This is a genomic window from Kribbella sp. NPDC031520 (genome assembly GCF_055580825.1).
Genome location: NZ_JBVIKS010000004.1, coordinates 252,970 through 279,088 on the forward strand (window position 1 = coordinate 252,970; position 26,119 = coordinate 279,088).

21 protein-coding genes are annotated in these 26,119 nt (G+C 67.5%); 8 read left to right on the top strand and 13 right to left on the bottom strand.

Annotated elements, in window-relative coordinates:
* Positions 1-8: 8 nt before the first annotated feature.
* The 9 genes from ACZ5BU_RS21910 to ACZ5BU_RS21950 all read right to left on the bottom strand — a co-directional run bounded on the left by ACZ5BU_RS21910 (position 9) and on the right by ACZ5BU_RS21950 (position 10,232).
* Positions 9-2,531, bottom strand: coding sequence for a LamG-like jellyroll fold domain-containing protein (locus ACZ5BU_RS21910; protein ID WP_465701515.1), 2,523 nt, complete (start codon positions 2,529-2,531; stop codon positions 9-11).
* Entirely contained in the window at positions 2,498-3,553 is a 1,056-nt protein-coding gene (locus ACZ5BU_RS21915) for a LacI family DNA-binding transcriptional regulator (RefSeq protein WP_465701517.1), read from the bottom strand. The genes ACZ5BU_RS21910 and ACZ5BU_RS21915 overlap by 34 nt, the downstream gene beginning before the upstream one ends.
* Before the next feature lie 11 nt (positions 3,554-3,564).
* Positions 3,565-4,710 carry a glycoside hydrolase family 99-like domain-containing protein gene (locus ACZ5BU_RS21920; protein ID WP_465701519.1) on the bottom strand — a complete coding sequence of 382 codons (1,146 nt, stop codon included), beginning with the start codon at positions 4,708-4,710 and terminating at the stop codon, positions 3,565-3,567.
* 28 nt (positions 4,711-4,738) lie between these two features.
* The gene (locus ACZ5BU_RS21925; protein WP_465701521.1) at positions 4,739-5,509 is read right to left on the bottom strand and encodes a carbohydrate ABC transporter permease; all 771 of its coding nucleotides are present in this window, start codon (positions 5,507-5,509) and stop codon (positions 4,739-4,741) included.
* Between the two features lie 22 nt (positions 5,510-5,531).
* A complete protein-coding gene (locus ACZ5BU_RS21930; RefSeq protein WP_465701523.1) occupies positions 5,532-6,452 on the bottom strand; it encodes a carbohydrate ABC transporter permease in 921 nt (306 codons plus the stop codon).
* Positions 6,453-6,455: 3 nt separating this feature from the next.
* Positions 6,456-7,784: an ABC transporter substrate-binding protein gene (locus ACZ5BU_RS21935; RefSeq protein ID WP_465701525.1), complete on the bottom strand. Its 1,329-nt coding sequence runs from the start codon at positions 7,782-7,784 to the stop codon at positions 6,456-6,458.
* Positions 7,785-7,918: 134 nt separating this feature from the next.
* Positions 7,919-8,158: a hypothetical protein gene (locus ACZ5BU_RS21940; RefSeq protein ID WP_465701527.1), complete on the bottom strand. Its 240-nt coding sequence runs from the start codon at positions 8,156-8,158 to the stop codon at positions 7,919-7,921.
* A complete protein-coding gene (locus ACZ5BU_RS21945) occupies positions 8,155-9,153 on the bottom strand; it encodes a molybdopterin-dependent oxidoreductase (RefSeq protein WP_465701529.1) in 999 nt (332 codons plus the stop codon). Before ACZ5BU_RS21945 ends, ACZ5BU_RS21940 begins: the two co-directional genes overlap by 4 nt.
* A gap of 44 nt (positions 9,154-9,197) precedes the next feature.
* A complete protein-coding gene (locus ACZ5BU_RS21950) occupies positions 9,198-10,232 on the bottom strand; it encodes a LacI family DNA-binding transcriptional regulator (RefSeq protein ID WP_465701531.1) in 1,035 nt (344 codons plus the stop codon).
* Positions 10,233-10,386: 154 nt separating this feature from the next.
* Here ACZ5BU_RS21950 and ACZ5BU_RS21955 point away from each other — a divergent pair, with 154 nt between their 5' ends.
* From ACZ5BU_RS21955 to ACZ5BU_RS21965, 3 genes are read left to right on the top strand one after another with little or no spacing between them, the layout of a single operon-like run.
* The gene (locus ACZ5BU_RS21955) at positions 10,387-11,646 is read left to right on the top strand and encodes an ABC transporter substrate-binding protein (protein ID WP_465701532.1); all 1,260 of its coding nucleotides are present in this window, start codon (positions 10,387-10,389) and stop codon (positions 11,644-11,646) included.
* 1 nt (position 11,647) lies between these two features.
* Positions 11,648-12,607 (top strand): carbohydrate ABC transporter permease, encoded by a 960-nt coding sequence (locus tag ACZ5BU_RS21960; protein ID WP_465701534.1) that lies wholly within the window; start codon positions 11,648-11,650, stop codon positions 12,605-12,607.
* A complete protein-coding gene (locus ACZ5BU_RS21965; RefSeq protein ID WP_465701535.1) occupies positions 12,604-13,455 on the top strand; it encodes a carbohydrate ABC transporter permease in 852 nt (283 codons plus the stop codon). The genes ACZ5BU_RS21960 and ACZ5BU_RS21965 overlap by 4 nt, the downstream gene beginning before the upstream one ends.
* Here ACZ5BU_RS21965 and ACZ5BU_RS21970 read toward each other — a convergent pair.
* The 3 genes from ACZ5BU_RS21970 to ACZ5BU_RS21980 all read right to left on the bottom strand — a co-directional run bounded on the left by ACZ5BU_RS21970 (position 13,445) and on the right by ACZ5BU_RS21980 (position 18,611).
* Complete coding sequence (locus ACZ5BU_RS21970) at positions 13,445-14,440, bottom strand: TRM11 family methyltransferase (RefSeq protein ID WP_465701536.1); 996 nt, start codon at positions 14,438-14,440, stop codon at positions 13,445-13,447. The two genes, ACZ5BU_RS21965 and ACZ5BU_RS21970, sit on opposite strands and share 11 nt — an antisense overlap.
* A 32-nt stretch (positions 14,441-14,472) precedes the next feature.
* Positions 14,473-17,268 carry a glycoside hydrolase family 3 protein gene (locus tag ACZ5BU_RS21975; protein ID WP_465701538.1) on the bottom strand — a complete coding sequence of 932 codons (2,796 nt, stop codon included), beginning with the start codon at positions 17,266-17,268 and terminating at the stop codon, positions 14,473-14,475.
* Positions 17,269-17,420: 152 nt separating this feature from the next.
* On the bottom strand, positions 17,421-18,611 hold the full coding sequence (locus tag ACZ5BU_RS21980) for an ROK family transcriptional regulator (protein WP_465701539.1): 1,191 nt from the start codon (positions 18,609-18,611) through the stop codon (positions 17,421-17,423).
* 273 nt (positions 18,612-18,884) lie between these two features.
* Here ACZ5BU_RS21980 and ACZ5BU_RS21985 point away from each other — a divergent pair, with 273 nt between their 5' ends.
* The 5 genes from ACZ5BU_RS21985 to ACZ5BU_RS22005 are packed head-to-tail and all read left to right on the top strand — an operon-like array spanning position 18,885 to position 25,333.
* A complete protein-coding gene (locus ACZ5BU_RS21985) occupies positions 18,885-20,549 on the top strand; it encodes an extracellular solute-binding protein (protein WP_465701541.1) in 1,665 nt (554 codons plus the stop codon).
* A complete protein-coding gene (locus ACZ5BU_RS21990) occupies positions 20,533-21,525 on the top strand; it encodes an ABC transporter permease (RefSeq protein WP_465701543.1) in 993 nt (330 codons plus the stop codon). The genes ACZ5BU_RS21985 and ACZ5BU_RS21990 overlap by 17 nt, the downstream gene beginning before the upstream one ends.
* Positions 21,522-22,427: a carbohydrate ABC transporter permease gene (locus ACZ5BU_RS21995; protein ID WP_465701545.1), complete on the top strand. Its 906-nt coding sequence runs from the start codon at positions 21,522-21,524 to the stop codon at positions 22,425-22,427. Before ACZ5BU_RS21990 ends, ACZ5BU_RS21995 begins: the two co-directional genes overlap by 4 nt.
* Before the next feature lie 2 nt (positions 22,428-22,429).
* Positions 22,430-24,595 (top strand): WD40/YVTN/BNR-like repeat-containing protein, encoded by a 2,166-nt coding sequence (locus ACZ5BU_RS22000; protein ID WP_465701547.1) that lies wholly within the window; start codon positions 22,430-22,432, stop codon positions 24,593-24,595.
* Between the two features lie 45 nt (positions 24,596-24,640).
* On the top strand, positions 24,641-25,333 hold the full coding sequence (locus ACZ5BU_RS22005; protein WP_465701549.1) for a glycoside hydrolase family 12 protein: 693 nt from the start codon (positions 24,641-24,643) through the stop codon (positions 25,331-25,333).
* Between the two features lie 43 nt (positions 25,334-25,376).
* On the opposite strand, the gene ACZ5BU_RS22010 is transcribed toward ACZ5BU_RS22005, so the two are convergent.
* On the bottom strand, positions 25,377-26,081 hold the full coding sequence (locus ACZ5BU_RS22010; RefSeq protein WP_465701551.1) for an NUDIX hydrolase: 705 nt from the start codon (positions 26,079-26,081) through the stop codon (positions 25,377-25,379).
* Positions 26,082-26,119 lie beyond the last annotated feature (38 nt).

Sequence of the window (26,119 nt, forward strand, 5' to 3'; positions counted from 1 at the left end):
AGAGGAAATCAGCCTCCGTTCTGGGCGTAGAGGGTGGCGACCTCGCTCGGCGTGAGGGCGCGGTCGAAGACCCGGACGCCGTCGACCGCGCCGTCGAGGAAGTCGACCGGGCCGCCGCCGAAGCGGCCGCGGCCGATCGTCAGCGGACCGGTAGCCTTGTCGCCGAATCCGAGTACCGACGTCGATCCCGCCTGCTGACCGTCCACATAGATGGTCAGCGTCGACGCGGTGATGTCTCGTACGCCGACCAGGTGGTACCAACGTCCCGGCTGTACGGCGACGTCCTTGGCGACCGCGCGGGTACCAAGTGCAGCGAAGGCGAGGCGCTGGTCCGCTCCCGACCACTGCAGGAAGAACGCGCTGTTCTGGTCGCCGTCCTCGCCGACGACCGTCTGGAACCCGCCGCCGAGCTGGTTGAAGCGCACCCACGCCGACACGCTGTAATTGGTCTCGTCCGTCCTGAGCACCGGACCTGTTGTCGCCGCGGATCCGCCTCCACCGAACTCGACCGCTCCACCGGCAACGCCGTCGACCCACTGGAACGCGCCGGTCAAGGCGAGCGGGTTCGTCCCGGCCGAGTCGGCGACCGATGTACCGGACCCGTCGTCGAAGGACCACGCGTCGATGCCCTTCAAGCCGGGTGTTCCCTCCGGCGGAGTCGGCGGCGCCTTCGTCGCGGCGGCGATCACCTCCTGGTTGATCGTTCGCACTCGCTGCTCGTCGACCTTCGCGTACGCGCGGTCGTAGGTGAGCAGGCCCGGCTGCTCGCCTTCGATGTCCGTGATCTCGGTGTAGATCGAACCCGACAGTCCGTACGGCGCCCCTTGGTCCCGGAGCACCGTGGCGTTGGCGACGTACGCGTCGGTCAGGGCCGCGTTGCTGGTCACGGAGTTCGGCAGGTCGGTGGGTGCGCCGGGCCACCGATGCCCCTCGACGGAGTAGTTGTACCCGCCGTGCTCGCCGTCCATCGATGCGCGCGTCGCGTCCGGTGCCGGTAGCGCCGGACCGGGATAGACGTGCCAGTCGATGACGTCGCCGCTACCTGGATCGCCTGGCGTGTAGCAGCAGTTCGACCCGCTTCTGGGATTCATCAGCCGGGACGGATCCTGCGTCTTGAGTTGCGTACCGACGTCGGCGGCGGCCTGTACCGACCATTGCCCCCAGCCCTCGTTGAACGGGATCCAGCCGATGATCGACGTGACGTTGCCGAGCTGCCCGACGATCCGGCCCGCCTCCGCCCGGAAGTTCGCCTTCTCGCCGGCGGTCAGGCTGCCGCTGCTCTCCGGCGTCATCGCCGGAATGTCCTGCCAGACCATGAGTCCGAGCTTGTCCGCCCAGTAGTACCAGCGGGCCGGCTCGATCTTGATGTGTTTGCGAATGGTGTTGAAACCGAGGTCTTTCGTCTTCTGCAGATCGAACTTCAGCGCCTCGTCCGTCGGTGCGGTGTAGATGCCGTCGGGCCAGAATCCCTGGTCGAGCGTGCCGAGCAGGAACGTCGGCTGGTGGTTGAGGGTCACCCGCTGCTTCCCGTCGACCCGCTCGACGGCGATCTCGCGCAGACCCGCGTAGCTCTCCACCGCGTCGGACTTCACCCGGGCCGTGAACGTGTACAGATGCGGATCGTCCGGAGTCCACAGGTGCGGACGGGGTACGACGACCTTCAGCGGACTGTTGGCCGCCCCAACACCGGACGCGACCTTTCGAGTCCCGTCGAAGACGTCGACCGCCAGCATCGCAGCACTGGCATCACCGTTGTACGTCGCCCTGACTGTGAACGAACCGGTGTCGACATCAGGCGTCGCCGTGAAGCTCGCGATACTCGTGGACGCCACGGGCTCCAGCCAGACCGTCTGCCAGATGCCGGACGACGCGGTGAACCACACGCCGCCGAGCGGACCCGGATCGAGGCGTTGCTTGCCGACCGGGATGTGTTCGCTGTCGACCGGCGAGTGGACGGCGACGACGATCTCCTGCGGCCCGCTCGCGGTCAGCGCACTCGTGATGTCGGCGCTGAAGGCGTCGTACCCACCGAGATGCCGCGCGACCTGCTGACCGTTCACGAAGACGGTGGCGTCGTACGTGACCGCGCCGAAGTTCAGCCGCACGTGCCGGCCGTCCTGCGTGTACGTCTTCGGTACGTCGACGGTGCGGCGATACAGCATGTAGTCGTAGTGCTTCTGTACGCCGGACAGCACGGACTCGATCGGGTACGGCACCAGCACCTTCCCGCTGAGGCTCTGTCCGAAGGGGATGGGGGAGAAGCCGTCCCACGACGAGAACTGCCACAGCCCGTTCAGATTCGTCCACGTGGGCGATGCCGCGGTGGGCCGGGCCAGCTGTGGTCGAGGGTAGTCGGGCAACGCGTTGCTCGGAGACACCTGCGCAGTCCACGGTGTCGCGAGCGGGGGAGTGGCGCCGTTCCAGGTGGTGACACCAGCAGCACCCCCCGGCGGTGCGCCGAGGCTGGTCAGAGCAATCGTCGCGAGCAGTGCCGTCGCTACTTTGAGGATCCTTGATCTGTTGAACGCCATGTTGTCCGACTCCCTTGCTGAATGGTCGAGCCGCGCACGATGAGTTCCGGGGTGAAGGTGACCTGACGCTGTGGCCGGGACGGGTGGTCGGTGGACTCGAACAGCAGCCGTGCCGCCGACTCGCCGATGTCGTGGGCCGGCTGCCGAATCGTGGTCAACGGCACGACCGCGAGCTGCGCGTCGCTGATGTCGTCGTACCCGACGATCGCGATGTCGCCGGGGACCGACCAGCCGTCCCGGATGAGTTTGTTGACGATCGCGATCGCGATCATGTCGTTGCCGCAGAGCACCGCCGTCGGGCGCGGGCTCATCGCGGTGATCAGATCGGCCAGTTCGCTGCGCTCACGGACCGTGCGGCCGGCCGCGTCGGCGCGCTGCAGCAGGTGAGGATCCTCACCGGCCGCCTCGATCGCCTGCAGTGCACCTTCGAAACGTGCTTTCAGGACGAGATCGCCGCCAGGGCCACCGGCGAACAGCACGTTCCGGTGACCGAGGTCGAGCAGGTGCTTCATCGCCAGGAATCCGCCCTCGTGCTGATTGACGATGACGGCCGGCGTGCTCAGCGCCATGCCCTCGTGCCCGAGGACGACGATCGGGGTGCCGATCGACTCGAGGTCGCCGAGATCCGGTGGTTCCGCGGTGGCCGACGCGATGATCAGCCCGCCGGCCCGCATCTCGGCGAGGTTGCGGATGTACGTGCCCTGGCGGACCGGGTCGCCGGCAGTGTCGCAGTACACCAGCACGAAGCCACGGCTCCGGGCGACGTCCTCGACCCCGCGGGCAATCTCCGTGAAATAGGGGTTTGCGGCGTCGGGAACCAGTAGTCCCAGGGTGTGCGTGCGGTTTCCACGGAGCGTGCGTACGGCGCGGTTGGGAACGAACCGGGTCTCCTCGATCGCGCGCTCGATCCGCGCCCGGGTCTCGTCCGAGACCGCCTTGGTGCCGTTGATGTAGTTGGACACCGAACCGATCGACACCCCGGCCAGGGCGGCAACGTCCTTGATGGTGACATTCTTCGCCACTTTTTCTCCCACTAGCCGAACACCTCCCGGATCATCTCCAGGAAGCCGTGACCGTAGTGAGTGTCCGGGAGCAGCACCGATCCCTCCGTCCACTCGTTCCAGGCGTTGATCGTAACGACGGGATTCGGTGGGCGGTGCCGCTCGAGGAAGGAGCGGGCCAGCACGAGGCCTTCGCGGAACTCGGCCGGCGAGGGATCGAACGTGGTCGTCCACGGATAGCGCCCGCGGACGAACTCCCGACCCTGGTCGGTGCGCGGCGAAGCGTCCCACCCGACGGTCACGTTCGGATAGAACGGTACGTCGAGCTCCGCGGCGTACCGCTCGTACTCCGCGAATGCCGCCGCGCGCAGCGGCGCGATCCCGGACCGGGGAAACTCGAAACCGCTGAGGTCGGCGTGGTGCACCCAGACGTAGGAGGTCGTGGAGACGAAGCCGAGTTTCTTCACGAACTGGCCCGGATCGTCGAGCGTGATCGCTGCGGGGAGCACGCCGACGCCCCAGATCACCGCGTCCAGGTGGAGCCCCTTGAAACCTGCCTGCCTGGTCTGCTCGTCGAACCACCGCAGGGCGTCGGCCGTCTCCGCGACACCGCCGAGGCCGCGGACGAGATTGCCGACCTCGTAGATCGTCAACCAGGGCCGGCCGTCGACGGTGAGGTAGTTCGGGCGCGAGAAGTAGGCGTCGATGACGTGCCTGGCCAGCTTCTCGAAGGCGGTCCGGTCGATCGCGCCGTTCTTGAGCCGCCGCGCGGGCGGGCCGGCCGGGTCACCGTCGGGGTCACTGGCGGGAAAGATGTCGACCAGTTCGTGGTTCGCCCACATCAGGGCGAACTCGATGTCGGTGCTGTTCCGGGCTGCGAGCAGCCCATCGTCGAGGGCGCCCTGCAGGTAGGGCCCGTCGTCGTACCAGTAGTAGTCGACCAGAAAGCCGTCGACGCCGTACCGCCTGGCCAGGTCGATCTGGTGTTCCGCGGCCGCGGGGGACGCCTCGTCGAAGCGTCCGTCGAGCGGGATGCGCGGCTGCCGGTGCCCGTCGAACCGTGGTTTCGCCGCCGCGAGCAGCGTCCACTCGTCCCAGCCTTGGCCGAACCACTTCGCGTTCCGCGGATCCTGGTGCCAATCCGGGAAGTAGTACGCGAGGATCTTCGGTCGATCCATCGATCGGTGCTCCTTGCTCATCTGACGCTCATTTGACCGCGCCGGCGGAGATGCCGGTACGGAAGGTCTTCTGCAGAACGATGAACACGACGACGACGGGCAGCGAGATCAGGATGTCGGCCGCGAAGATCTTCGGGGTGTCGACCAGCCGCTCGCTCTGGAAGTACGTCGGCACCTGCGTGAGCACCTGCAGATCCGTCGACTGGATGAACAGCAGCGGTAGCAGGTACTCGTTCCAGGCCGCCAGGAAGGTGAAGATCGCGACCACGGACAGGATCGGCCGGCAGACCGGCACCAGGATGTGCCAGAAGAACTGCCACGCGTTCGCCCCGTCCAGGCGCCCGGCCTCGTAGAGCTCGGCCGGCAGCCCGCGGATGTAGTTGCTGCTGACAAGTACTCCGAACGGTATCGAGATCACCGTCAGCGGGATGATCACCGACCAGTACGTGTCGAGCAGCCCGATCGCCTGGATCACGTAGTACAGCGGCACCACCAGCGCGATCGCGGGCAACGCCAGCCCGGTCAGGATGACGACGGCGCCGGCCCTGGAGCCTCGCGGCCGCAGTACGGCGAAGCAGTACGACGCGCTCAGCCCGACGTACATGACCAGCAGCACGGTCGACACCGAGACGATCAGGCTGTTGATGAAGAACCGCAGGAACGGGGTCGACGACAGCACCACCGAGTAGTTGCCGAATCCCTCGCCGGACAACGATTCCTTCAGGATCAGCACGAGCGGTACGACGAGCACCACCAGCGCGACGATCACCAGGAACTGGCTGAGTACCCGGCCAGGCATCCTCTGGAACTGGAACACGTCGCTACCGGCTTTCGCTCGTCGACAGGCGGACCTGCAGGATCGAGAAGACGAGGGCCAGCAGTACGAGCACGATCGACATCGCCGCGCCGTACCCGGCGTGGAACTGCGCGATCACCTGCTTGTAGATGTAGCCGGTCAGCACCTGCGTCGTCGTACCCGGTCCGCCCGCGGTCGTCAGGAACACCAGGTCGAACATCTTCAGCGCGCTGATGAAGCCGAGCACGATCAGCACGAGGTGTGAGCCCCGGAGCATCGGTGCCAGCACGGTCCGGTTCAGCTGCCAGGTGCCGGCGCCGTCGATCCGCGCGGCTTCGAAGAGACCGCGATCGATCTGGCCGATCGCCGCGTCGTAGATGAGGAAGCTGTACCCGGTGTACTGCCAGACGTTGATCAGGATGATGGTGCCGAACGCCGTCCTCGGATCAGCCAGCCACGCCTGGTCGAAACCGCTCAGCCCGAGGCCCTGCAACAGCTGGTTGAATCCGCCGTCCGGCGTGAGCAGCGTACGGAACGAGGTGGCGACCACCGCCGGCGCGAGGACAACAGGAACGAAGACGAGCGTGCGGAGCAGCCCACGCAGCCGGACCTTGGTTCGAACGAGGATGGCCAGCGCGAGTCCGAGTACGAGTTGGATTGCAACTGTGGCCACCGCGAAGACGAGGGTGTTGCGCAGTGACTGCCAGAAGATCGGATCGTGCAGGAGCTTCGAGTAGTTCGCGCCGCCGACGTAGTTGGTCGGCGCGCCCACGCCGGACCAGTTGAACAGTGAGTAGAACGCGTTGGCCGCGATGCCCGCGTGGATGACACCGACGACCAGGATCAGTGCCGGTAGCGCCCACAAGTAGTCCGAGCGCGAGTGGTTACGGCGACGCGTGCGCTCCGGGGCCGGAGCCACGATCTCCCGTTGCATCAGTACGGTCATGGCCTAGCGGCTGACCGATTGGGACGCGGTCTGCACCTTCTTGAGTGCGTCTTCCGGGGACGACGTACCGGCGGCCACCGCGGACAGCGCGTCGCCGAGGGCCGTCGAGAGATCGCTGTAGGGGATCTGCCGGGCGCCGACCAGGTCGGTCAGCGATTGCTGCTGGCCTTCGATGTCGGCCGCCTGGATCGGGTTGATCACGTCGGTGGTCGCGACCTTGATCGACGTGATCGCCGGAATGTTTCCGCCGGCCGCCTGGATCTTCTGGCCGTCGCCGGCGGTGAGGAACTCGAGGAACTTGAACGCCGCGTCCTGCTTGGACGACTTCGCCGACACCGCGAACCCGTTGTCCGGGCCGCCGAACAGCTTGGTCGGCCGGCCGCCGGTGACCGGTGCCGGGAACGGCGCCGACAGGAACAACCCGTCGATCTTCTTCGTCACGGTCTTCTGGGCGTCGACCTGGCCCGTCTTGGTCATCGTCGCCGGCGTGTTCCAGGTGCCGAGGGCAATGAACGCGGCCTTGTCCGACAGGAAGGTGGTCTGCGCGTCCGGGTACTCGGTCGCCGCGGTGGCACCGGGCGGAATGATCCCGCTGGTGAACAGGTCCGACCAGGCCGTCATCGCCGTCACGAACTCCGGATCCGTCCACGACGCCTTGCCCTGAATGGCGTCGTACACCTTGCCCGGCGCGATGCTGTTGATCAGCGACAGGTACACGTCGAGGTTGACCCACGCGTCCTTGGCCCCGTGCGCGAGACACTTGACGTTGTGGGACTTCAGCGTCGCGCAGACCTGCTTCCACTGGTCGAAGTCGGCCGGCACCTTCAGCCCGTACTGGTCGAGGATCTTCTTGTTGTAGTAGACGAGTCCGGCCGCCGACATGTACGCCGGCAATGCCACCTGCTTCTTGTCCAGCTGCAGCTGGCTGAGCCCCTCCGGGTTGAACTTGCTCGCCCAGTCCTGGCCGAGGTCCTTGGCCGCGCGGTCCTCGACCGGAACCGCCAGTGGGCCGAAGTTCGTGGTCAGGTCGCCGGGCTGAACCTGGAAGACGTCCGGGCCCTTGTCGGACGACAACCCGGGCCGCAGCGCGGTGATGTAGTCGTTGTACGCGTACTGCTTGTACGTGACCTTGATCGACGGATTCGCGGCCTGGAACTCCTTGATCGCCTTCACGTTGTCGAACGCGTTCCAGCCCCACCAGGTCAGCGTCACCGGCCCGGACGCGGACGGCGACTTCGCCCCGGACGAACACCCGGCCACGCCGCCCAGGCCGCCCACTACGAGTGCGATCGCCGCGACAACCCCGGCCGCCCTCCTCCCGCTGCGCTCCATCTACCGGCTCCTTCGACGCTCCCGGAGTGAAATGTTTCACTCCGAAGTCGAGCATATGAAGCGGGCATAACGCGGTCCAGCAAGCGACCGGATCCGGCCATCGGGTGAAGCATTTCACCCGATGGCGGCGAAGGTCAGTAGCCGGCGAAGACGCTGCGCAGGGTGGCCTCTTGGCCGTTGAGGTTGGCCGGTTTGGTGATCCAGCTGAGGTTGCTCGTGGCGGCCTGGAGGATCTGCGGTACTGCTTCAGGGTCGAGGGTTGCGCCTGGGTCGGACGCACTGCGAACGTCCCAGGAATGCAAAGTGAGCTCGCTCAGGCGGAGCCGGCCCACCGTCACGACGTCCGCGGGCGCCGGCAGATAGCTCGGTGTCACTGCAGTGGTAGCGGCGCTTCGATCCACCACGGACGGCTGTCGTGTTCGATACGAACGACCCACTTGACCCAGTGGTAGCCCCGCCGGCCGGGGACCACCAGGCGGGCCGGCGCCCCGTGCCCGGCACTGAGGCTGTTACCGCCGACGCTGGTGGCGAGGAGCAGGTGGTCGGTCAGCGGGAGCCGACGGTGGTAGCCCGTCGCGCTCGTCACCTTTACCGTTCCGGTCGCACCGGCAGGGAGCAGTCTGCTCACTCGTACCCCGGACCACTCCTGCTCCGTCCACCACCCGCCGGTGCAGTCCAGGACTGCGATCAGCCGGTCGTCCCAGCCGCCGAGATCGTCCAGGGACCAGACGCGGGATGCGCCGCCGGTCGACACGGTCAGCCGCCAGGACGTGAGGTCGAGCTCGGGCACCGGGTCGAAGAGCCATGACGTGATCGGGATCGCGGCGACCGAGGACGACGCGAGTTTGAACGAGCCGGTGGATCGACGTACGCCGGACGGTGTGGCCACTGCGCTGGCCGCACGGGCGGTTCCCTCGAGGACTCCAGCTGTCGCCGCGACCACCCCGAGTCGCAGGAACCCGCGCCGCGAGAGGTCGGTCCGGCGTGCCCGGACCCGTCGATGGTGCGCATGCCACAGCGTGAGGATCGCGGCAGCGACGCCGGAGGCGACATGCAGCTGCAGCGTCGTGACGGGTGAGCCGGCCAGGAGAACACCGGCTCGGTGAGCCACGCCGGTAACCAGAGCAACGACCGTCATTGCGATCAGGAGCAGTGAGACGACCCGGCCGGGCCGCTGCGCGCGGTGCAGCGCTCGACGTACCACCAGCGACTTCCAGGGAACGAGGACGACGACGGCCAGGCCGACGGCCCCGTGCAGGAAGGCGATCGGCCACACGAGGCCGCCGCCGAAGACGAACATGCAGAGACCCGACACCGCGGCAAGCGGAAGCACGACCAGCAGAAGGAGATTGGCCACCCGACCATTCACTCGTCCACGGTAGTACCAACCGGAACCGGTGCCCGGTGGTTCAGCTAGTGCGGTACCGGTGCGGTGCTGGCTCGGACGATGAGTTCGGTGGCGAGTTCGAGCCGGTGGTGGGGGAGAGGCTCGCCGCGGTCGAGGGTGAGCACCATGTTCGCCGCGGCGGCTGCCATTTCGGTGAGTGGTTGCCTGATGGTGGTCAGCGGGGGAGTGACCCAGTTGGTGATCGGCAGGTCGTCGAAGCCGACGACGCTGAGGTCGGCCGGGATGCGTACGCCGTGCTCGGCGGCCGCGCGGTACAGGCCGAAGGCCTGCAGGTCGTTGTGCGTGACGACCGCGGTCGGCGGTTCCGCGAGGCTGAGCAAGGCGTGCCCGTGCGTCAGTCCGTCCTCGGCCTGAAACGTTCCCTCGCAGATCAGCTCGGGTGCCACCGGCGTACCGGCGTCGTCGAGGGCCGCTCGGTAGCCGTCCAGGCGGGCCCTGCTGGACAGCATCTGGGTCGGTCCGGTGATGGTCGCGATCCGCCGGTGCCCGAGCTCGAGCAGGTGGCGGGTGGCCGAGAGTCCTCCGCTCCAGTTGCTCGCGACAACGGACGGGAACGCGTGGCCGGGGTCGCCGGCGGGGTCGACCAGGACGAACGGGATGTCCCGGCTGCGGATCTGGTCGCTCTGGGTCGGGGTGAGGCCGGAGAACACTGCGATCACGCCGGTCGGCCGCCGGGCCAGCACTCCTTCGATCCAGCCGCGGCCAGGGGTGTGCCCGTGCATCTCGGACAGTACGACGCCCAGCCCGTTCTCGTCGGCCACGCGCTCGACGCCCTTGATGACCTCCATCGCGTACGCGCCGGCCAGTTCGTGGAAGACGAGCTCGAGCAGCGGGGCCTTGGTCCCGGGCTTCTTCAGCCGGCGGAAGCCGTGGGTGCGGATGATGCCCTCGACCTTGGCGCGGGTCGTGGGTGACACGTCGGACTGGCCGTTGATCACCCGGGACACCGTCGGGATCGAGACGCCGGCGAGTTCGGCGATCTGCGCGACGGTCATCGGCCGGCCGGTCGGGGCCGCCGCGGAATCGCTGCTAGCGGTCATGGCGGCGAGTGTAGCTCTGCGCCACCGAAACATTTCCCGGATGTTTCGGTGGCAATCTCGAAATGACCTGTTGACCCTGTGCAGTCGCAGCCTTACAGTTCCCCGCAATGATCGGCCGTGTTTCCGAAATTTTCGGAACGTGAGGGAGGTTGCCGTGAAAGTACGTCTCGGGCTCGTGGTTGCTGCTGTCGGCGCACTGGTTCTGGCCGGGTGTTCGAGTGGCGGTTCCGGGGCGGCCGACCAGAAGTCGTTCGACTTCTGGTCGTTCTCCGGGATCAACCAGAAGGCGGCCGTCGACGAGTACCAGAAGAAACATCCCGACATCCACGTCAAGCTGACCGAGGTCGGCTCGTCGGTGGAGACGGCGCAGGCGCTGACCACGGCGCTTGCCGGAGGCAAGGTTCCCGACCTGGTGCTGATCCAGGGTGACGACATGCCGAAGTTCGTCGAGCAGCCGCAGAACTTCGTCGACCTGCGCACCCTCGGCGCGGACGACGTGAAGAAGGACTACCTGGACTGGGTGTGGTCGCAGAGCGTCGCCAAGGACGGGCCGGTGCTCGGCATCCCCACCGACGTGGGCGGCCTGGCGATCGCGTACCGCAAGGACCTGTTCGCGGCCGCCAAGCTGCCGACGGACCGGGCCGCGGTCAGCAAGCTCTGGCCGACCTGGGACAAGTTCATCGAGGTCGGCAAGCAGTACAAGGCCGCGACCGGCAAGGCGTTCCTGGACAACGCCGGGACGAGCGTGTTCTACCAGGCCGTGAATCAGGGCGACATGAAGTACTACGACGCCGACCACAACCTCGCGTACGACCACAGCCCGCAGGTGCGGAAGGCCTTCGACTACGGACTGGCCGCGACACAGGCCGGCATCACAGCCAAGCTCAACTCGTTCACCGAGGCTTGGTCGGCCGGTATGACCAAGGGTGACTTCGCCGTGGTCGCGGCGCCGTCCTGGATGCTCGGCAGCATCCGTACGAACGCGCCGGCCACGAAGGGGAAGTGGGACATCGCCACCATTCCGGGCGGTGCCGGGAACTGGGGTGGCAGTTACCTCGCGATCCCGAAGAACGCCAAGAACCCGAAGGCGGCCTGGGACTACATCAAGGAGATGCAGTCGCCGCAGTCGCAGCTCACGCACTACGTCAGCGCGGGTTCACTTCCCTCGACGCCGTCGGTCTACAAGGACCCGAAGCTCACCTCGCACACGGATCCGTTCTTCTCGAACGCGCCGACCGGCAAGATCTACACCGACTCCCTGCTCGGCCTGAAGCCGTTCTACATCGGTCCGGACAGCTCGGCGATCGGGCAGGAGTTCCTGAACGCGATCACCAACGTCGAGCAGGGCAAGGGGGATCCGGCGAAGGCCTGGGACACCGCTCTGCAGAACATCAAGACCGCGATCGGGAAGTGAGGTGACGAGCAGTCTCACCGCGCCGCGCGCCTCGACCCGGCCACCGGTCGTGTCGAAGCGGCGGGTGCGGGAGAGTCTGGGCGAGCGGATCGCGCCGTACGCCTACATCGCGCCGTTCTTCCTGATCTTCGGGATCTTCGGCCTGTTCCCGTTGCTGTTCACGTTCTACGTCGCGTTGTTCGACTGGAACCCGGTGGCCGCGCACACCTTCGTCGGGCTCGACAACTTCTCCCGGCTGTTCGACGACCCGCGGTTCTGGAACGCGCTGCGGAACACGATCAGCATCTGGGTCCTGTCCACGGTTCCGCAGCTGCTGATCGCGCTCGGCCTCGCGCACCTGCTGAACCACGTGAGGCTGCGACTGGCGACCCTGTTCCGGATGTCGATGCTGGTCCCGTACATCACGTCGGTCGCGGCGACCACGGTCGTGTTCGCACAGCTCTTCGACCGCGACTACGGCCTGCTGAACTGGATGCTGCACCTGGTCGGGGCCGGTCCCGTCGACTTCGTCCAGTCGACCTGGGGCAGTCAGATCATGATCGCGACGATGGTGATCTGGCGCTGGACCGGGTACACGACCCTGCTGTACCTCGCGTCGCTGCAGGCCATCTCGCGGGACATCTACGAGGCGGCGTCGGTCGACGGCGCCGGGAACTGGAAGCAGTTCCGGCACATCACCATCCCGTCGCTCCGTCCGGTGATCGTGTTCACGATCGTGACCTCGACCATCGGCGGGCTGCAGATCTTCACCGAGCCGCTGCTCGTGTCCCGCAGCGCGCCGCTGACCTGCGGCCCGGTGCGGCAGTGCCAGACCCTCACGCTGTTCCTGTTCGAGCAGGGGTTCGGCCAGTTCAAGTTCGGGTACGGCGCGGCGATCGGCGTCACGCTCTTCGTCCTCGTCGTCGCATTCGCACTCCTCAACTTCTTGCTGTCCACGCGAATCCGCCGGGAGAAGCCATGACCGCTGTGACCACCAGGCGCCATCGAAAGCTCGACCGCGTGCCCTGGTGGGTCTATGTACTGCTGACCGTGGCCGTGCTGGTCGCCGTCTTCCCGCTGTACTGGATGTTCGTGGTGGCGTCCAACGACTCCGCCACCGCCTACAAGATGCCGCCGCGGATCGTCCCCGGCGGAAACCTGCTCCACCTCGCGGGACTGGTCTTCAGTACGGTGCCGTTCGTCCGGTCGCTGATCAACAGCGCTGCTGTGGCGGTGGCCATCGGTGTCGGCCAGGGAGTGCTGTGTGCGCTGGCCGGGTTCGCGTTCGCGAAGCTGCGTTTTCCTGGGCGGAACACGTTGTTCCTGATCGTCGTACTCACGATGACCGTTCCGACTCAGCTGGCCGTGATCCCGCAGTACATGATCATGTCCAAGCTCGGTTGGGTGGACACGTTGCAGGCGCTGATCGTGCCGGGCCTGGCCAGCGCGTTCGGGATCTTCTGGATGCGCCAGCACATCGCGTCGACGGTCTCCGACGAGTTGTTGCAGGCGGCAAGGATCGACGGCGCCGGCAGTTGGCAGATCTTCTGGCAGATCGCGTTCCCGCTGGTCCGTCCGGCCGCGTTCGTGCTGGGGCTGCTCGGCTTCGTCACGTCGTGGAACGACTTCCTCTGGCCGTTCATCATCCTCAAGTCGCCGGAGAAGTACACCGCCCAGATCGCGATCAAGGCGTTGCAGAACAGCTATGTCGTCGACCTCGGTCTCGCGATGGCAGGCTCGTTCCTCGCCACCGTCCCGCTGCTGATCCTCTTCGCCTTCGTCGGCCGCCGCCTCGTCACCGGCATCATGGACGGCGCCTTCAAAGGCTGAGCCTGCCTCCGACCTGGGCGGTAGCCGGATGCCCGTTGACCAGCAACTCGTGAGATCGAGTCAGCTGAAGGTTTGCGGACGCCCAGAGACCATGCGTCACCTCGGCTGCCCGGCGTGACAGGAGCAGCACCAGGCGACCGCGGCGTGGATCCAGCGTGCGATCGAAGCTGGCCATCATCTGTCGCGCGAAGGTGGAGAAGTCCAGGCCCTTGTCGTACTCGCCCCAGGGCGGATCGGTGACGATCGAACTCACCGACCCGCTCGGGATCGACGGAAGTTCCAAGGCGTCGTCGGCGACGACGGTGACGCGGCTGGAACGCCGGAGCTCCGGCGGAACCTTCCCCACCGCAAGATCCGAGTACGTCGCTCGGCCGTACGGCAGCGCGATCCGGGCGCGGACGATGGACCCACTGCCGGCGAACGGATCCAGGAACACGTCGTCCGGTCTCGGGTCGGAAGCCTTCACCAGCAACGTGGCGAGGTCCTTCCCCAAGCTGCCGGCGACGCCGGGGTCGACACCCCTGGTCAACCGTCGGCAGAACAGCATCGTTTCGTTGCCACGTCGGCCGATCACCCAGTACTCCACGCCACCACCACGAAGGCTGAGACGCGCCCCGGTGGTCTTCGCGATCGCGGACTCGAGCAGGGTCCTGGTCTGCCGGGGTAGTCCGATCAGCTTGCCGTCAACGCTCACCATCGTCCGGAAACTCGTCACCCGGCCCTGCCGACGCATCATCGGGGTCGAGCGGATCTGCTCGGCGAACTGTTCGGCCGCACGGCCGGCCGCGCATCGTCGTACCGATCCGAGCACACTGAAGACATTCTTCAGATAACCCAGGTTGCCGACCTTCGCCGGGCCGCTACCGGAATCGAAGATCAGGCTGCTGCCATCGGAGTCGATCACCTTCACCTTCGCCAGATCCTGTTGCAGAGCGTCGTTCACGAGTTCGCCGAGCCCCGCGCGGAACTGTGCGAAATAACGCATTTGCCGAACGTTATCGGCGATTCGCCTTGTCGTCAGGCGAATTTTCGCAGGTCCTCCAGTACGACGTCGGCTGCGGAGAAGATTGCGTAGAGCGTGTGTACTCCGGGCACGGGGGTGAGTTCACCTGTGAGCTCGATGAGGTCGTGCGTCGGCGGGATCTGCAGGGTGGTGAGGAGCTGGCCGTGCAGTGGGTCGTCCAGGCGGAGTTGGATGGTGGCCGGCCGGCCGCTGCGGTTGGCTGCGCGGGCACGGTAGCTCGTGCAGTCGAGCACGAGGTCGTCGAAAGCCAACCAGGCTTGGGGTTCCAGCGAAATCACGGCGTCGCCGCGCTCGGGAGTCGCGGCGGTCAGGGTGATCGCGCAGTACTCGTCGAAGGCGGTGGCGGCCAGGTCGAAGCTGCGCGGTGGGATGTGTTCGCCGCGGACGTCGAGGGTCGTGGTGAGGCGCAGATCCGTGCTGGAGCAGCCGACCATGATGCTGTGGCAGGCGGTCTCGACGCAGTGCTGGTCGCGGGTCACGTCCCAGAAACCGAGGTCGGCCGCCGCAACGGTGAGCTCGACCTCGACGGTCTCACCCGGCTGCAACGAGACCCGCCGGAATCCACGCAACTGCCGCAGTGGCTGCTTGACCCGGGACCGTTGCTGACGGGTGTACAGCTGAGCGACTTCGGTGCCGGGCCGGTCGCCGGTGTTGGTGACGGTGAACGTGACGCTGACCTCGCCGTCCGCCGGGATCGACGGTGTGCTCAGCCGCAGATCGCCGTACGCGAAGGTCGTGTAGCTGAGGCCGTGCCCGAACGGATAGAGCGGAGTGCCGCGGTAGTACAGGTACGTCGCGTCGGTCGTGATGATGTCGTAGTCGAGCAGACCGGGCAGATCGGCGGCCGAGTGGTACCAGGTCTGGGTCAGCCGGCCCGACGGGTCGTGGTCGCCGAAGAGGATGTCGGCCAGCGCGCGGCCGTACTCCTGTCCGCCGTGTGCCGACCAGAGGATCGCCGGCAGGTGCTGCTGAGCCCATCCGATCGCGAACGGGTAGCTGCTGGTGAGGACCAGTACGGTCCGTGGGTTGGCCGCGTGGACCTCACGGATGAGGCGTTCCTGGCCGGCCGGGAGGGCGAGGCTGTCCCGGTCCTCGGTCTCGCGGCCGTTCACGAGCGGGTGATTGCCTGCGACAACGATCGTGACGTCGGCCGTGGCCGCGAGCTCGGCCGCCCGGGCGGCGCCGTCGACCACCACGTCGACCTCGAACGCCGAACCCTCGTCGGCCAGTACCACCGTGCCGTGCTCGTCGACGGACAGGTAGCGGCCGCTGTGCTGATGCTGGATCAGCACCTCGTCGGCCTGCCGGACGAGCCGGAACGTCTCCTTGACCTCCCACCCGTTCGGTTCGGGCTGATCCGCGACCACCTCGCCGTCGTCGGCAACGCTCACGTGCTGCCCGTTCTGCACCGACCGCAGCGCCCACGCGCCACCGCCCCAGTCGAACAGGTCGAACTCGCTGCGCTCGGCGCTGATCCGCAGTGCCGCGTCCGGACCGACGGTGACGTACGACGCCGTACCGGCGACCCGGAGGCAGACGCGGTCGACGCCCTCGTGGTACTCGACCCGGTGTTCACCCAGGCGTTCGACGATGCCGTCGAGTGCGGTGATCCGATAGGGGAGCGTTCCCGCGTACCAGTCCGCCGACAGCGTGCCGGCCAGCGGGCCGACGACGGCGACCCGGGTGAGCGTCGACGCGGTGAGCGGCAGCAGCCGGCTCTCGTGTTTGAGCAGCACGATCGACTCGCGGGCCGCCTCCTGGGCGAGCTGCCGGTGTGCCGGGCAGTTGACGAGTTCGGGTTCGAGTTCCTGGTACGGGTCGAGTTCGGGCGGGTCGAACTCACCGAGCCGCATGCGGATCGCGAGGACCCGCCGGGCCGCGGCGTCGATGTCCGCGGCGGTGATCAGCCCACGGTCGAGCGCGGTGGTCAGCCGTTCGACGGTCGGAGCGGAGTTCGAGTCGTCCTGCGTGAAGCTGTCGACGCCGGCCTTGAGCGCGGCGGCGTAGGCGGTCGGTCCGTCGGGCAGGTACTGCTGCAGGCCGAACAGGTTGCCCGGTGCGTACGCGTCGCTGACCACCAGGACGTCGTCGGTCGTCCAGGTCCGGAGGACGTCGTTGATCAGCGGGCTCAGGTGGGTGGGCCGCCCGTTCACCAGGTTGTACGACGGCATCACCGCGACCGCCACGCCGGCCTCGATCGGTACGCGGTACGCCGGGAGTTCGTAGTCGTGCAGCACCCGCGGCGGGAGGTTGCTCGACGTCGTGCACCGGTCGGTCTCGTTGTTGTAGGCAAGGAAGTGCTTGAGCGTCGGCGCGGTCTTCAGGTACTTCGGATGCTCGCCGGCCAGACCGCGCGCGTACGCGGTCGCGATCACGCCGGTCAGCCAGGGATCCTCGGCGTACCCCTCCTCGTTGCGGCCCCAGCGCGGGTCGCGCAGCGGGTTGACCACCGGGGCCCAGACGTTCAGTCCTACGCTGGCCGGGTCCTTGTGGTGGAACACCCGTACCTCGTCGCCGACCGCGGAACCGACCGCGCGGACGAGGTCGGGATTCCAGCCCGCCGCGAGGCCGATGGCCTGCGGGAACACGGTCGCCGGACCGTGCCAGGCAACGCCGTGCAGGGCCTCGGTGCCGGTGCGGAACGCGTCCAGACCGAGCCGCGGAACCGGCGCTTGGTACTGATGCAGCAGCGCGAGCTTCTCGTCCTGGCTGAGCCGGGACAGCAGGTCGTCGAGCCGCTCGGCGGTCGGCCGGGCCGGGTCGCGGAACGGGACAGGTGGAGTACTCATGGCGATCGACTCCGTTGACTGGGCTTGTCGAAGCGCTTCGACAGATCGGACGTGAGACCGAGGGTGACATTCCACGCGCTCACGGTCAAGACCTCGGCCGGGTCCTTCGGATCTGCGCTTTCTGCTTGCGCGGGCTCGGCGTCAGCTCGGGCTCAGCCCGGCAGCCGGCCGCGGGTCAGCGGGGTCAGGGCGTGGGCGGTGGCGCCCAGGGGAGTCGCGGTGTGCGGGAAGGTGGACGGGGCCACGCTGCAGCCGCCGGCGTCGGGGGCGATGGCAGCTTCGCGGAGGGCTTTGTCGATCGCGGGAGCCAGGTGCTCGGCGAGCAGGGCGTAGCCGCCGCCGAGCACCACCACCTCCGGGTTGAGGATGTTGACCAACGCGGCGATGCCGTGACCGAGATGAGTACCGGCCTCGGTGAGCACCTCGATGACCTCCGCGTCCTGGTCGTGGGCGCGCCGCACCAGCGCGTCGAGCTGGCGCTGCGAGTCCTCCTCGTCGACCGTCTTGTCGACGCGGGCGAGGATGGCGGGCAGGCCGGCCAGCGCCTCGAGGCAGCCGTGCCGGCCGCACGGGCAGAGCGGACCGTTCGGGATCAGGCGGAGGTGACCGATCTCCCCGACATAGCCGAGGTGTCCTTGCAGCGGCCGGCCGTCGGCGATGATGCCGGCGCCGACGCCGGTGTCGCCGGAGAGCTGGATCAGGTTCGGCGTACCGGCGTACTCGCCGTACAGGTGCTCGGCGAGGACCCCCAGCGACGCGTCGTTGTCCACCGTCACCGGTATGTCCGGCCGGCCGAGTGCGGCCTCCAACTCGGCGCGCAGCGGCACGTCCCGCCAGCCCAGACCGGCAGCCAGGACGACGGCACCTTCGCGGTTCACCAGCCCGGGCACTCCGACCGTGATCCCGAGCACCCGCCGCCCGGACGACTGCACCGAGGCGATCGCCCGCCGGGCCAGTGCGCCGAGCGCGGCGATCGTCCGCGCCGGGGCGGCAGCGACACCCGGTCCGGCGCGGTGCCAGCGCAGTACCTGCTCGCCGGCCGCGTCGCAGGCGAGTGCGGTCAGACCCCGCGCACTCACCTCCAGCCCGATGGTCGCGTATGCCGAACCGTCGAGCACCAGCAGCGTCGCCGGGCGGCCGACATGGTTCTGGGTCTGCTGGGTCTCGCGCACCAGCCGGCGGTCCAGCAGCTCGCCGACGATGCTGGTGACGGTCGCCTTGTTCAGGCCGGTGCCGGACGCGATCGCGGCCCGCGAGCAGGGCGCCGAACGGCGCAGGTGCGCGAGCACCGCGGCCAGGTTGATGGCACGGATGTCGGTGTGGTCCGCGGTCTGTGTGATCAAGATCCGTCCCGTCGAAAGAAGTTCTGGGGGAGGTTGTGTGTGGTGATGCCACGCCTACTGCGCGGCACTCGGCACGGCACCTCGCCGCACGTGAGCAAAGGCCACGATGCTCCGCATCGAGTCCTTCGCCCCCGCACGCCGATGCACCGCACCGAGCACCTGCTCGCTACGCCGTGGCATCACCACACACAACCTAGTTCTACACCTTGTCGCGCTGGCCGCCCTGCGTTAATTTGTTTGGCGACCAGCCCAACTAATTCTAGGAGATGTGACGTGACAGGACCAGCGATCGGTGGGGCCAGCCGCCGGACCTTCATCTCCCTGCTCGGCGCCGGCGCGGCAGCCGCCGCGAGCGGGGTGACGTTGACCAGCTGTTCCAAGGGCGGCTCAGGCTCCAGTACGTCGGGGCGTGCCGAGACCGAGGACAAGCTGGCGGGCCTGCTGCCGAAGTACATCCAGTACGAACCGGTCAAGCCGGACCTGCCGGGCGAGAACGGCGCGTCGCCGGGCTTCACGCACTACCCGAGCGAGCTGAAGCGGGCCGTGCCGGACAAGATGGTGCCGAGCGGCAAGGCAGTGACGGCGATGACTCCGCTGTGGAGCCCGATCCCGCCGCTGGCCAACAACTCGTACTTCGACGCGAACAACGAGCGGATCGGCGCGCCGATCAAGTTCAACATCCTGAACGGCAACGACTACGGCGACAAGCTCGGCCCGATCCTTGCCGCCGGCAACGTACCTGAGCTGCTCTGCATCCCGGGCTGGAACATCTCCGGGCTGACCCGGTTCGGCCAGGCGGTGGACAAGCTGTTCGAGGACCTGACGCCGTACCTGGCCGGTGACAAGGCGTCGGCGTACCCGATGCTGGCCAACCTGCCGACCCGCGCCTGGGCGTACGGCGTCTGGAACTCGCAGCTGAAGGCGGTGCCGTTCCCGTCCGACGGGTTCCCGTGGATGATGATGTACCGCAAGGACATCTTCGACCAGCTCGGTGCGCAGCCGCCGAAGAACTCCGACGACCTGCTGGCGCTGGGCAAGCAACTGACCGACTCGAAGGCCGGCCGGTGGGCGTTCGGCAGCGTCGCCGACGAGGTGATCCGGGCGTTCGGTGCGCCGGGAGGCTGGCGGAAGGACTCCAGCGGCAAGCTGGTGAACAAGATCGAGACGCCTGAGTTCGAGGCGGGCGTGGCGTTCGTCCGGCAGCTCTTCCAGTCGGGGTACGTGCACCCGGAGGTCGTCGCCGGCGGCGGCGCGGACGAGAACGCGCTGTTCGAGGGCGGCAAGTTCCTGATCCGGCAGAACGGCCTGGGCGGCTGGCACGAGTCGTTGCAGCGGCAGATGCCGATCAACCCGAAGTTCAACCCGCAGCCGGTGCTGCCGTTCGCCCACGACGGTGGTACGCCGATCGTCTGGACCGGCGACCCGGCCGGGATCTTCACCTTCGTCAAGAAGGGGCTCGGCGAGGCACGGGTGAAGGAGCTGCTCGGCGTTCTGAACTACACGTCGGCGCCGTTCGGCACCGAGGAGTACCAGCTCTACAACTACGGGGTCCAGGGCAAGCACTACACACTGCAGAGCAACGGCGCGCCGAAGCTGACGCCGCTCGGGCAGAAGGAAGTCTCGCAGACGTACATCTTCCTCGGTGGGCGTCCCCTGGCCATCACCGAGAGCGAGTACCCGGGGTACGTCCAGTCGATGTGCGCCTGGCAGAACGCGGCGGCCAAGGTTCGGGAGAAGAACCTGTTCGAGGGCATCCGGGTGGAGCAGCCGGCCAAGATGGCCGCGCTGAACAAGCCGTTCGACGACGCGCTGCAGGACATCTACCGGGGCCGCAAGCCGGTCAGTTACCTGAAGACGGCGATCAAGCAGTGGCAGGACAACGGCGGTAACGAAGGCCGTGACTTCTACGCCAAGGTGCTCAGTGACAACGGCCGTTGAGCCTTCGGTGAAGGCGGAGGAGAAGCGAGAGGTCAAGGAACCCGTTCACCGGCGTCGGCGCGGCGGAGCCAAGTTCCGGCACCGGCTGCGCAGGGATTGGCCGCTCTTGCTGATGGTGGCGCCGGTCATCGTGCTGCTGGGCGTTTTCCACTACTTCCCGACCTTGGCGAACGTGATCGCCTTCCAGGACTACTCGCCGTACACCGGGATCCGGGGCAGCGACTTCATCGGTCTCGCCAACTTCCAGCGGATGTTCGCGGAGCCGGCGTTCTGGAGAGCGGTGGCGAACACCCTGTCGATCACCGCGGTGCAGTTGGTGTTCTTCTTCCCGGTACCGATCGGGTTGGCGTTGCTGCTGAACAGCGTCCTGTCCGCGAAGATCCGCAACGTCATCCAGGGCATCGTCTACCTGCCGCACTTCTTCTCCTGGGTTCTCGTCGTCTCGCTGTTCCAGCAGATGATCGGTGGCGCGGGCCTGCTCTCGCAGACGTTGCGCGAGCACGGTCACCAGGCCGTCGACCTGATGACGAAGCCGGACACCTTCATCCTGCTGGTCACCGGGCAGGCGATCTGGAAGGACGCCGGCTGGGGAATGATCGTGTTCCTGGCCGCGCTGGCGACGATCAGCCCGGAGCTCTACGAGTCCGCCGCGGCCGACGGCGCGAACCGCTGGCGCCGGCTCTGGCACATCACGTTGCCCGGCCTGCGTCCGGTGATCGTGCTGCTGCTGATCCTGCGTCTCGGTGACGCGCTCACCGTCGGGTTCGAGCAGTTCATCCTGCAACGCAGCGCCGTCGGCGGCAGCGCCGCGGAGGTGCTCGACACCTACGTGTACTACCAGGGTCTGCTCGTCGGCGACTTCGGCTACGGCGCAGCCGCTGGTTTGTTCAAGGGTGTGGTCGGTCTCGTCCTCGTACTGGTGGCCAACAGATTCGCTCACATGGTGGGTGAGCAGGGGGTGTATTCGCGCACATGACGACAAGAGCTGTCTGGGAAGAAGAGCCGACGATCGTCGACCGTCTGAGTAAGCCGGTGGTGCTGACGCTGATCGCGCTAGCGGTGGCGTTTCCGCTGTACGTCGTCGTGGTGACGAGCCTGTCCTCGACCGAGGCAGTGACACGTGCGGGCGGCCTGGTCGTCGTACCGCGGGAGTTGACGATCGCGGCGTACGTGCAACTGCTCTCCGGGGGAGTGGTGACGAAGGCGCTGGTCATCAGCGTGGCGATCACCGCTGTCGGTACGGCCTTCAGCCTCGGGATCACCGTCCTTGCGGCGTACGGACTCTCCCGGCCGGGATCGTTGTTCCACCGGCCGTTGCTGTTCGTCGTACTGCTGACGTTCCTGTTCGGGCCCGGCATCATCCCGAGCTATCTGCTGGTGAACTCGCTCGGCCTGATCGACCACTACGCGTCGCTGATCCTGCCGACCGCGATCTCGGCGTTCAACCTGATCGTGATGCGGTCCTTCTTCATGGGTATCCCGGGAGAGCTGATCGACAGCGCCCGGATCGACGGCGCGGGGGAGCTGTCCATCCTGCGCCGGATCGTGCTGCCGTTGTCGAAGGCCGTGGTCGCCGTCGTCGGGCTGTTCTACGCGGTCGGATACTGGAACGCGTTCTTCAACGCGTTGCTCTACATCAACGACAACACCAAGTGGCCGTTGCAGATGGTGCTGCGGACGTACATCGTGCAGCAACAGGCGCTCCCGACCGGAGCCGGCGGTATCGCGACCGGTGTCGGGCTGGGCCTGCAGCCGGCGCCCGGACTCGCGATCAAGATGGCGATCGTGGTGATCGCGATCGTGCCGGTGTTGTTGGTCTACCCGTTCATCCAGCGGCACTTCACCAAGGGCGTCATCATCGGCGCGGTCAAGGGGTGACAATGACCTTCGGACGCAGACAGTTCCTTGCCCTGGGCGCCGGTACGGCCCTCGTGGCCGCCGGTGGTACGAACGCCTCGGCCGCGTCGGCGTCGGCCGGGGGCTACCGCTGGCGCAACGTGGAGATCGTCGGCGGCGGCTTCGTCACCGGGATCGTCCACCATCCGGCGAAACGCGGTCTGGTCTACGCACGGACCGACATCGGAGGTGCCGCCCGCTTCGACACTCGGACCCAGCGCTGGGTCCAGCTGTTGCACTGGGTCGGTTGGGACGAGTGGAACTGGACCGGGGTCGAGAGCCTCGCCCTCGACCCGAACGACCCGCAGCTCCTGTACCTTGCCGTCGGCACCTATACGAACGAGTGGTCGCCGATCAACGGTGCGATTCTCCGCTCCTGCGACCAGGGCCGGACGTTCGAGCGGACGGACCTGCCGTTCAAGCTCGGCGGCAACGAGCCGGGGCGGTCGATGGGCGAGCGCCTGGTGGTCGATCCCCGCGACGGCCGCGTGCTCTTCTTCGGTACCCGCAACCAAGGCCTCTGGCGCAGCGGTGACCGTGGCCTCACCTGGGCGCGGGTCGACAGCTTCCCCGCCACCGGCAGCCCCGGGATCGGTATCGGCTTCGTGTTCGTCGACCCGCGCAACGGCACCGTCTACGCCGGTGTCTCCGATCCTGCGAATCCGCTCTACCGCAGCACGGACGCCGGCGCGACCTGGTCACCGCTGGCTGGCCAACCGACCGGACTTCTGCCGCACCACGGCGAACTGGGGGCCGACGGCAACATCTACGTCACGTACGGCGATCTGCCGGGGCCGTACGAGATGTACGACGGCGCCGTCCACAAGCTCGACACGGCGACCGGGGAGTGGACCGACATCACCCCGCTGCGCCCGAACACCGGCGGGGAAGCAGGCTTCGGGTACGCCGGCCTCTCGACGGATCCCCGCAGGCCCGGCACGGTGATGGTGTCCACGATGAGCCGGTGGGGGCCGGTCGACGACATCTTCCGCTCGATCGACGGGGGCCGGACCTGGCAGTCGATCGGCGCGCGGATCGTGCTCGACACGTCGGGAGCGCCGTACCTGAACTTCCACGGCACGGCCAAGCTCGGCTGGATGATCGGCGACATCTCGATCGACCCGTTCGACTCGGACAAGGTCCTGTACGTGACCGGCGCGACGATCTTCGGTACGGACGACGTGACCGGGGCGGAGGCGGGCCGCAGTACGCACTGGTCCGTCCGCGCGCAGGGCCTCGAGGAGACCGCGGTCCTGGACCTGATCAGTCCGCCGTGGGGGCCGCCGTTGATCAGCGCGCTCGGCGACATCGGCGTCTACCGGCACGACCGGTTGGACGTCGTACCGCCGGACGGGCAGGCGGCGAATCCGGTCAGCGGGACCTCTCCGAGTCTCGACTACGCGGCGCTGACCCCGGGGTTCGTCGTACGGCTGGCGAATGCGAACGCCGGTGAACGTGGCGCGTACTCGACCGACGCCGGGAAGAGCTGGCAGCCGTTCACCGGCGAGCCGGCCGACCTGACGCAGACCGGCAAGGTCGCGGTCAGTGCCGACGCGCGGACGATCGTGTGGTCGCCGGGTGATGTGGTCGCGCACTACTCCCGCGACCGTGGTGCGACCTGGACCGCGGTCGCCGGGCTTCCGGTCAACGCCGTCGTCGCCGGCGATCGGGTCGATCCGGCGATGTTCTACGCCTTCGATCCCGGAAGCGGTCAGGCGTACGTCAGCTCGAACGGTGGCGCGACCTTCACCGCGACGGCCGGCGGCCTTCCGACCGGAGCGGGGAAGCTCGAGACGGTACTGGATCGTGCCGGGGACTGCTGGCTCGCGGCCGGGTCCGGTGGGTTGTTCCGCTCCGTCGACCGCGGGCTGACGTACCTTCCGGTGACATCGATCGACGAGGCATACACGATCGGCTTCGGCAAGGCGGCACCGCACCGGTCGGAGATGGCCGCGTACACCTCGGGCGAGGTCGCCGGGGTGCGCGGCATCTACCGCTCGGACGACAGCGGCGCGTCGTGGGTGCGTGTGAACGACGACCGCCATCAGTACGCCTCGACCGGGGAGGCGATCACCGGTGACCCGCGCGTGTACGGCCGGGTCTACCTGTCGACCAACGGCTTCGGCATCCCCTACGGGGAGCCTGCCTGAGGAGTCCTGCTTCATCTCAACGCCCAAGGATGAGAGGAAACGGCAATGACGAAGTGGTGGAGAGCAGTAACAGCGGTGGTGACAGTACTCGCGGCGGGCCTGGTGGCCGCCGTACCGGCGAACGCGGCGGCCTGGTCGTCGTCGGACAAGTGGGCCACCTGGTCCAACGGCGGCTACACGCTCCGCAACGATGTCTGGGGCAGCGGCGCCGGACCGCAGACGATCTGGGCCAACTCGTACAGCAACTGGGGAGTCTGGGCCGACCACCCGAACACCGGCGGCGTGAAGGCGTACCCGCACTCGGCCCGCAACATCGGCAAGCGGGTCAGCGCCCTCGGCAGTTTGACCAGCAACTTCAACGTCACCCGGCCGGGCAGCGGGTCGTACTCGACGACGTACGACATCTGGGCGGACAACAACGCCTACGAAATCATGCTGTGGACCAACAAGCAGGGCGCGGTCGGCCCGATCGGCTCCAAGCAGACCACGACGACCGTCGGTGGCCACACCTGGGACGTCTACCGGGGGAGCAACGGCGCGAACGCGGTCTTCTCCTTCGTCCGTACTTCCAACACCAACTCCGGGTCCGTCGACATCAAGGCGGTCCTGAACTGGATCCGCAGCGCCGGCTGGATGGGTGACGCCACCGTCGGCGAGGTCCAGTTCGGCTTCGAGATCACCTCGTCGTCCGGCGGAATGAACTTCACCAGCAACGCGTACTCGGTCAGCTCTTCCTGACCCTCGCAGGCGGGGGCTCCTCGGTATTCGGGGAGCCCCTTGGTCAGCCGCGCGGCCGCAGTGCGGCGAAGGGGTCAGTCACGGTCAGCTCGTGGGTCACGAACTTGTAGACGGTGGCCGGACGCCCGCCGGACTGCCCGTGGGTCGCCGTCCGATCGGTCGCGACGATCACATCTCGCCTGGTCAGGACGCGCGTCAGGTTGGTGGCGCCGACCTCGTAGCCCAGCGCCGCGCTGAACAGGTCGCGCAGTTCGGCGATGGTGAACTCGGGTGGCGCCAGGGCGAACCCGATGTTCGTGTAGGACAGTTTCGCGCGAAGCCGCGCGACCGCCGCCTCGATGAAGAAGTGATGGTCGAACGCGGTGCGCGGCAGCTCGTCCACGCGGTGCCACCCGGTGTCCGCCGGCAGGTTGGGCCGTAGGTTGGACGGGACCAGACCGAGATAGGCCGTCGCCAGGACGCGGGTCCGCGGATCGCGGTCGATCGCACTGTGGGTAGCCAGTTGTTCCAAGTGGGCGACGCCCCGAACGTCGACCTTCTCCGCGAGATGACCGGTGATCGCTTCCCGGAGCCGTTCGGTGGGCCGGACGCCGCCTCCAGGCAGAGCCCAGCGGTGCTGGTACGGACTCCGCCCGCGCTTCCACAGCAGGACGCACAGCGCGCCGTCGCGGACGGACAGCACCACGGCGAGCACCTCGTGCGGATAGCTGGGGAAGTTAACCGCATCACCTTTCTTGGCTTCGGGCATGCCGGCGATGATACCGTCGCTCTAGTTATCGCCTGATA

Bases quoted from the DNA above. Each gene is read 5' to 3' on its own strand.
- ACZ5BU_RS21910 (WP_465701515.1), bottom strand. From the start codon at position 2,531: ATGGCGTTCAACAGATCAAGGATCCTCAAAGTAGCGACGGCACTGCTC.
- ACZ5BU_RS21920 (WP_465701519.1), bottom strand. From the start codon at position 4,710: ATGGATCGACCGAAGATCCTCGCGTACTACTTCCCGGATTGGCACCAG.
- ACZ5BU_RS21925 (WP_465701521.1), bottom strand. From the start codon at position 5,509: ATGCCTGGCCGGGTACTCAGCCAGTTCCTGGTGATCGTCGCGCTGGTG.
- ACZ5BU_RS21930 (WP_465701523.1), bottom strand. From the start codon at position 6,452: ATGACCGTACTGATGCAACGGGAGATCGTGGCTCCGGCCCCGGAGCGC.
- ACZ5BU_RS21935 (WP_465701525.1), bottom strand. From the start codon at position 7,784: ATGGAGCGCAGCGGGAGGAGGGCGGCCGGGGTTGTCGCGGCGATCGCA.
- ACZ5BU_RS21950 (WP_465701531.1), bottom strand. From the start codon at position 10,232: ATGACCGCTAGCAGCGATTCCGCGGCGGCCCCGACCGGCCGGCCGATG.
- ACZ5BU_RS21965 (WP_465701535.1), top strand. From the start codon at position 12,604: ATGACCGCTGTGACCACCAGGCGCCATCGAAAGCTCGACCGCGTGCCC.
- ACZ5BU_RS21970 (WP_465701536.1), bottom strand. From the start codon at position 14,440: ATGCGTTATTTCGCACAGTTCCGCGCGGGGCTCGGCGAACTCGTGAAC.
- ACZ5BU_RS21975 (WP_465701538.1), bottom strand. From the start codon at position 17,268: ATGAGTACTCCACCTGTCCCGTTCCGCGACCCGGCCCGGCCGACCGCC.
- ACZ5BU_RS21995 (WP_465701545.1), top strand. From the start codon at position 21,522: ATGACGACAAGAGCTGTCTGGGAAGAAGAGCCGACGATCGTCGACCGT.
- ACZ5BU_RS22000 (WP_465701547.1), top strand. From the start codon at position 22,430: ATGACCTTCGGACGCAGACAGTTCCTTGCCCTGGGCGCCGGTACGGCC.
- ACZ5BU_RS22005 (WP_465701549.1), top strand. From the start codon at position 24,641: ATGACGAAGTGGTGGAGAGCAGTAACAGCGGTGGTGACAGTACTCGCG.
- ACZ5BU_RS22010 (WP_465701551.1), bottom strand. From the start codon at position 26,081: ATGCCCGAAGCCAAGAAAGGTGATGCGGTTAACTTCCCCAGCTATCCG.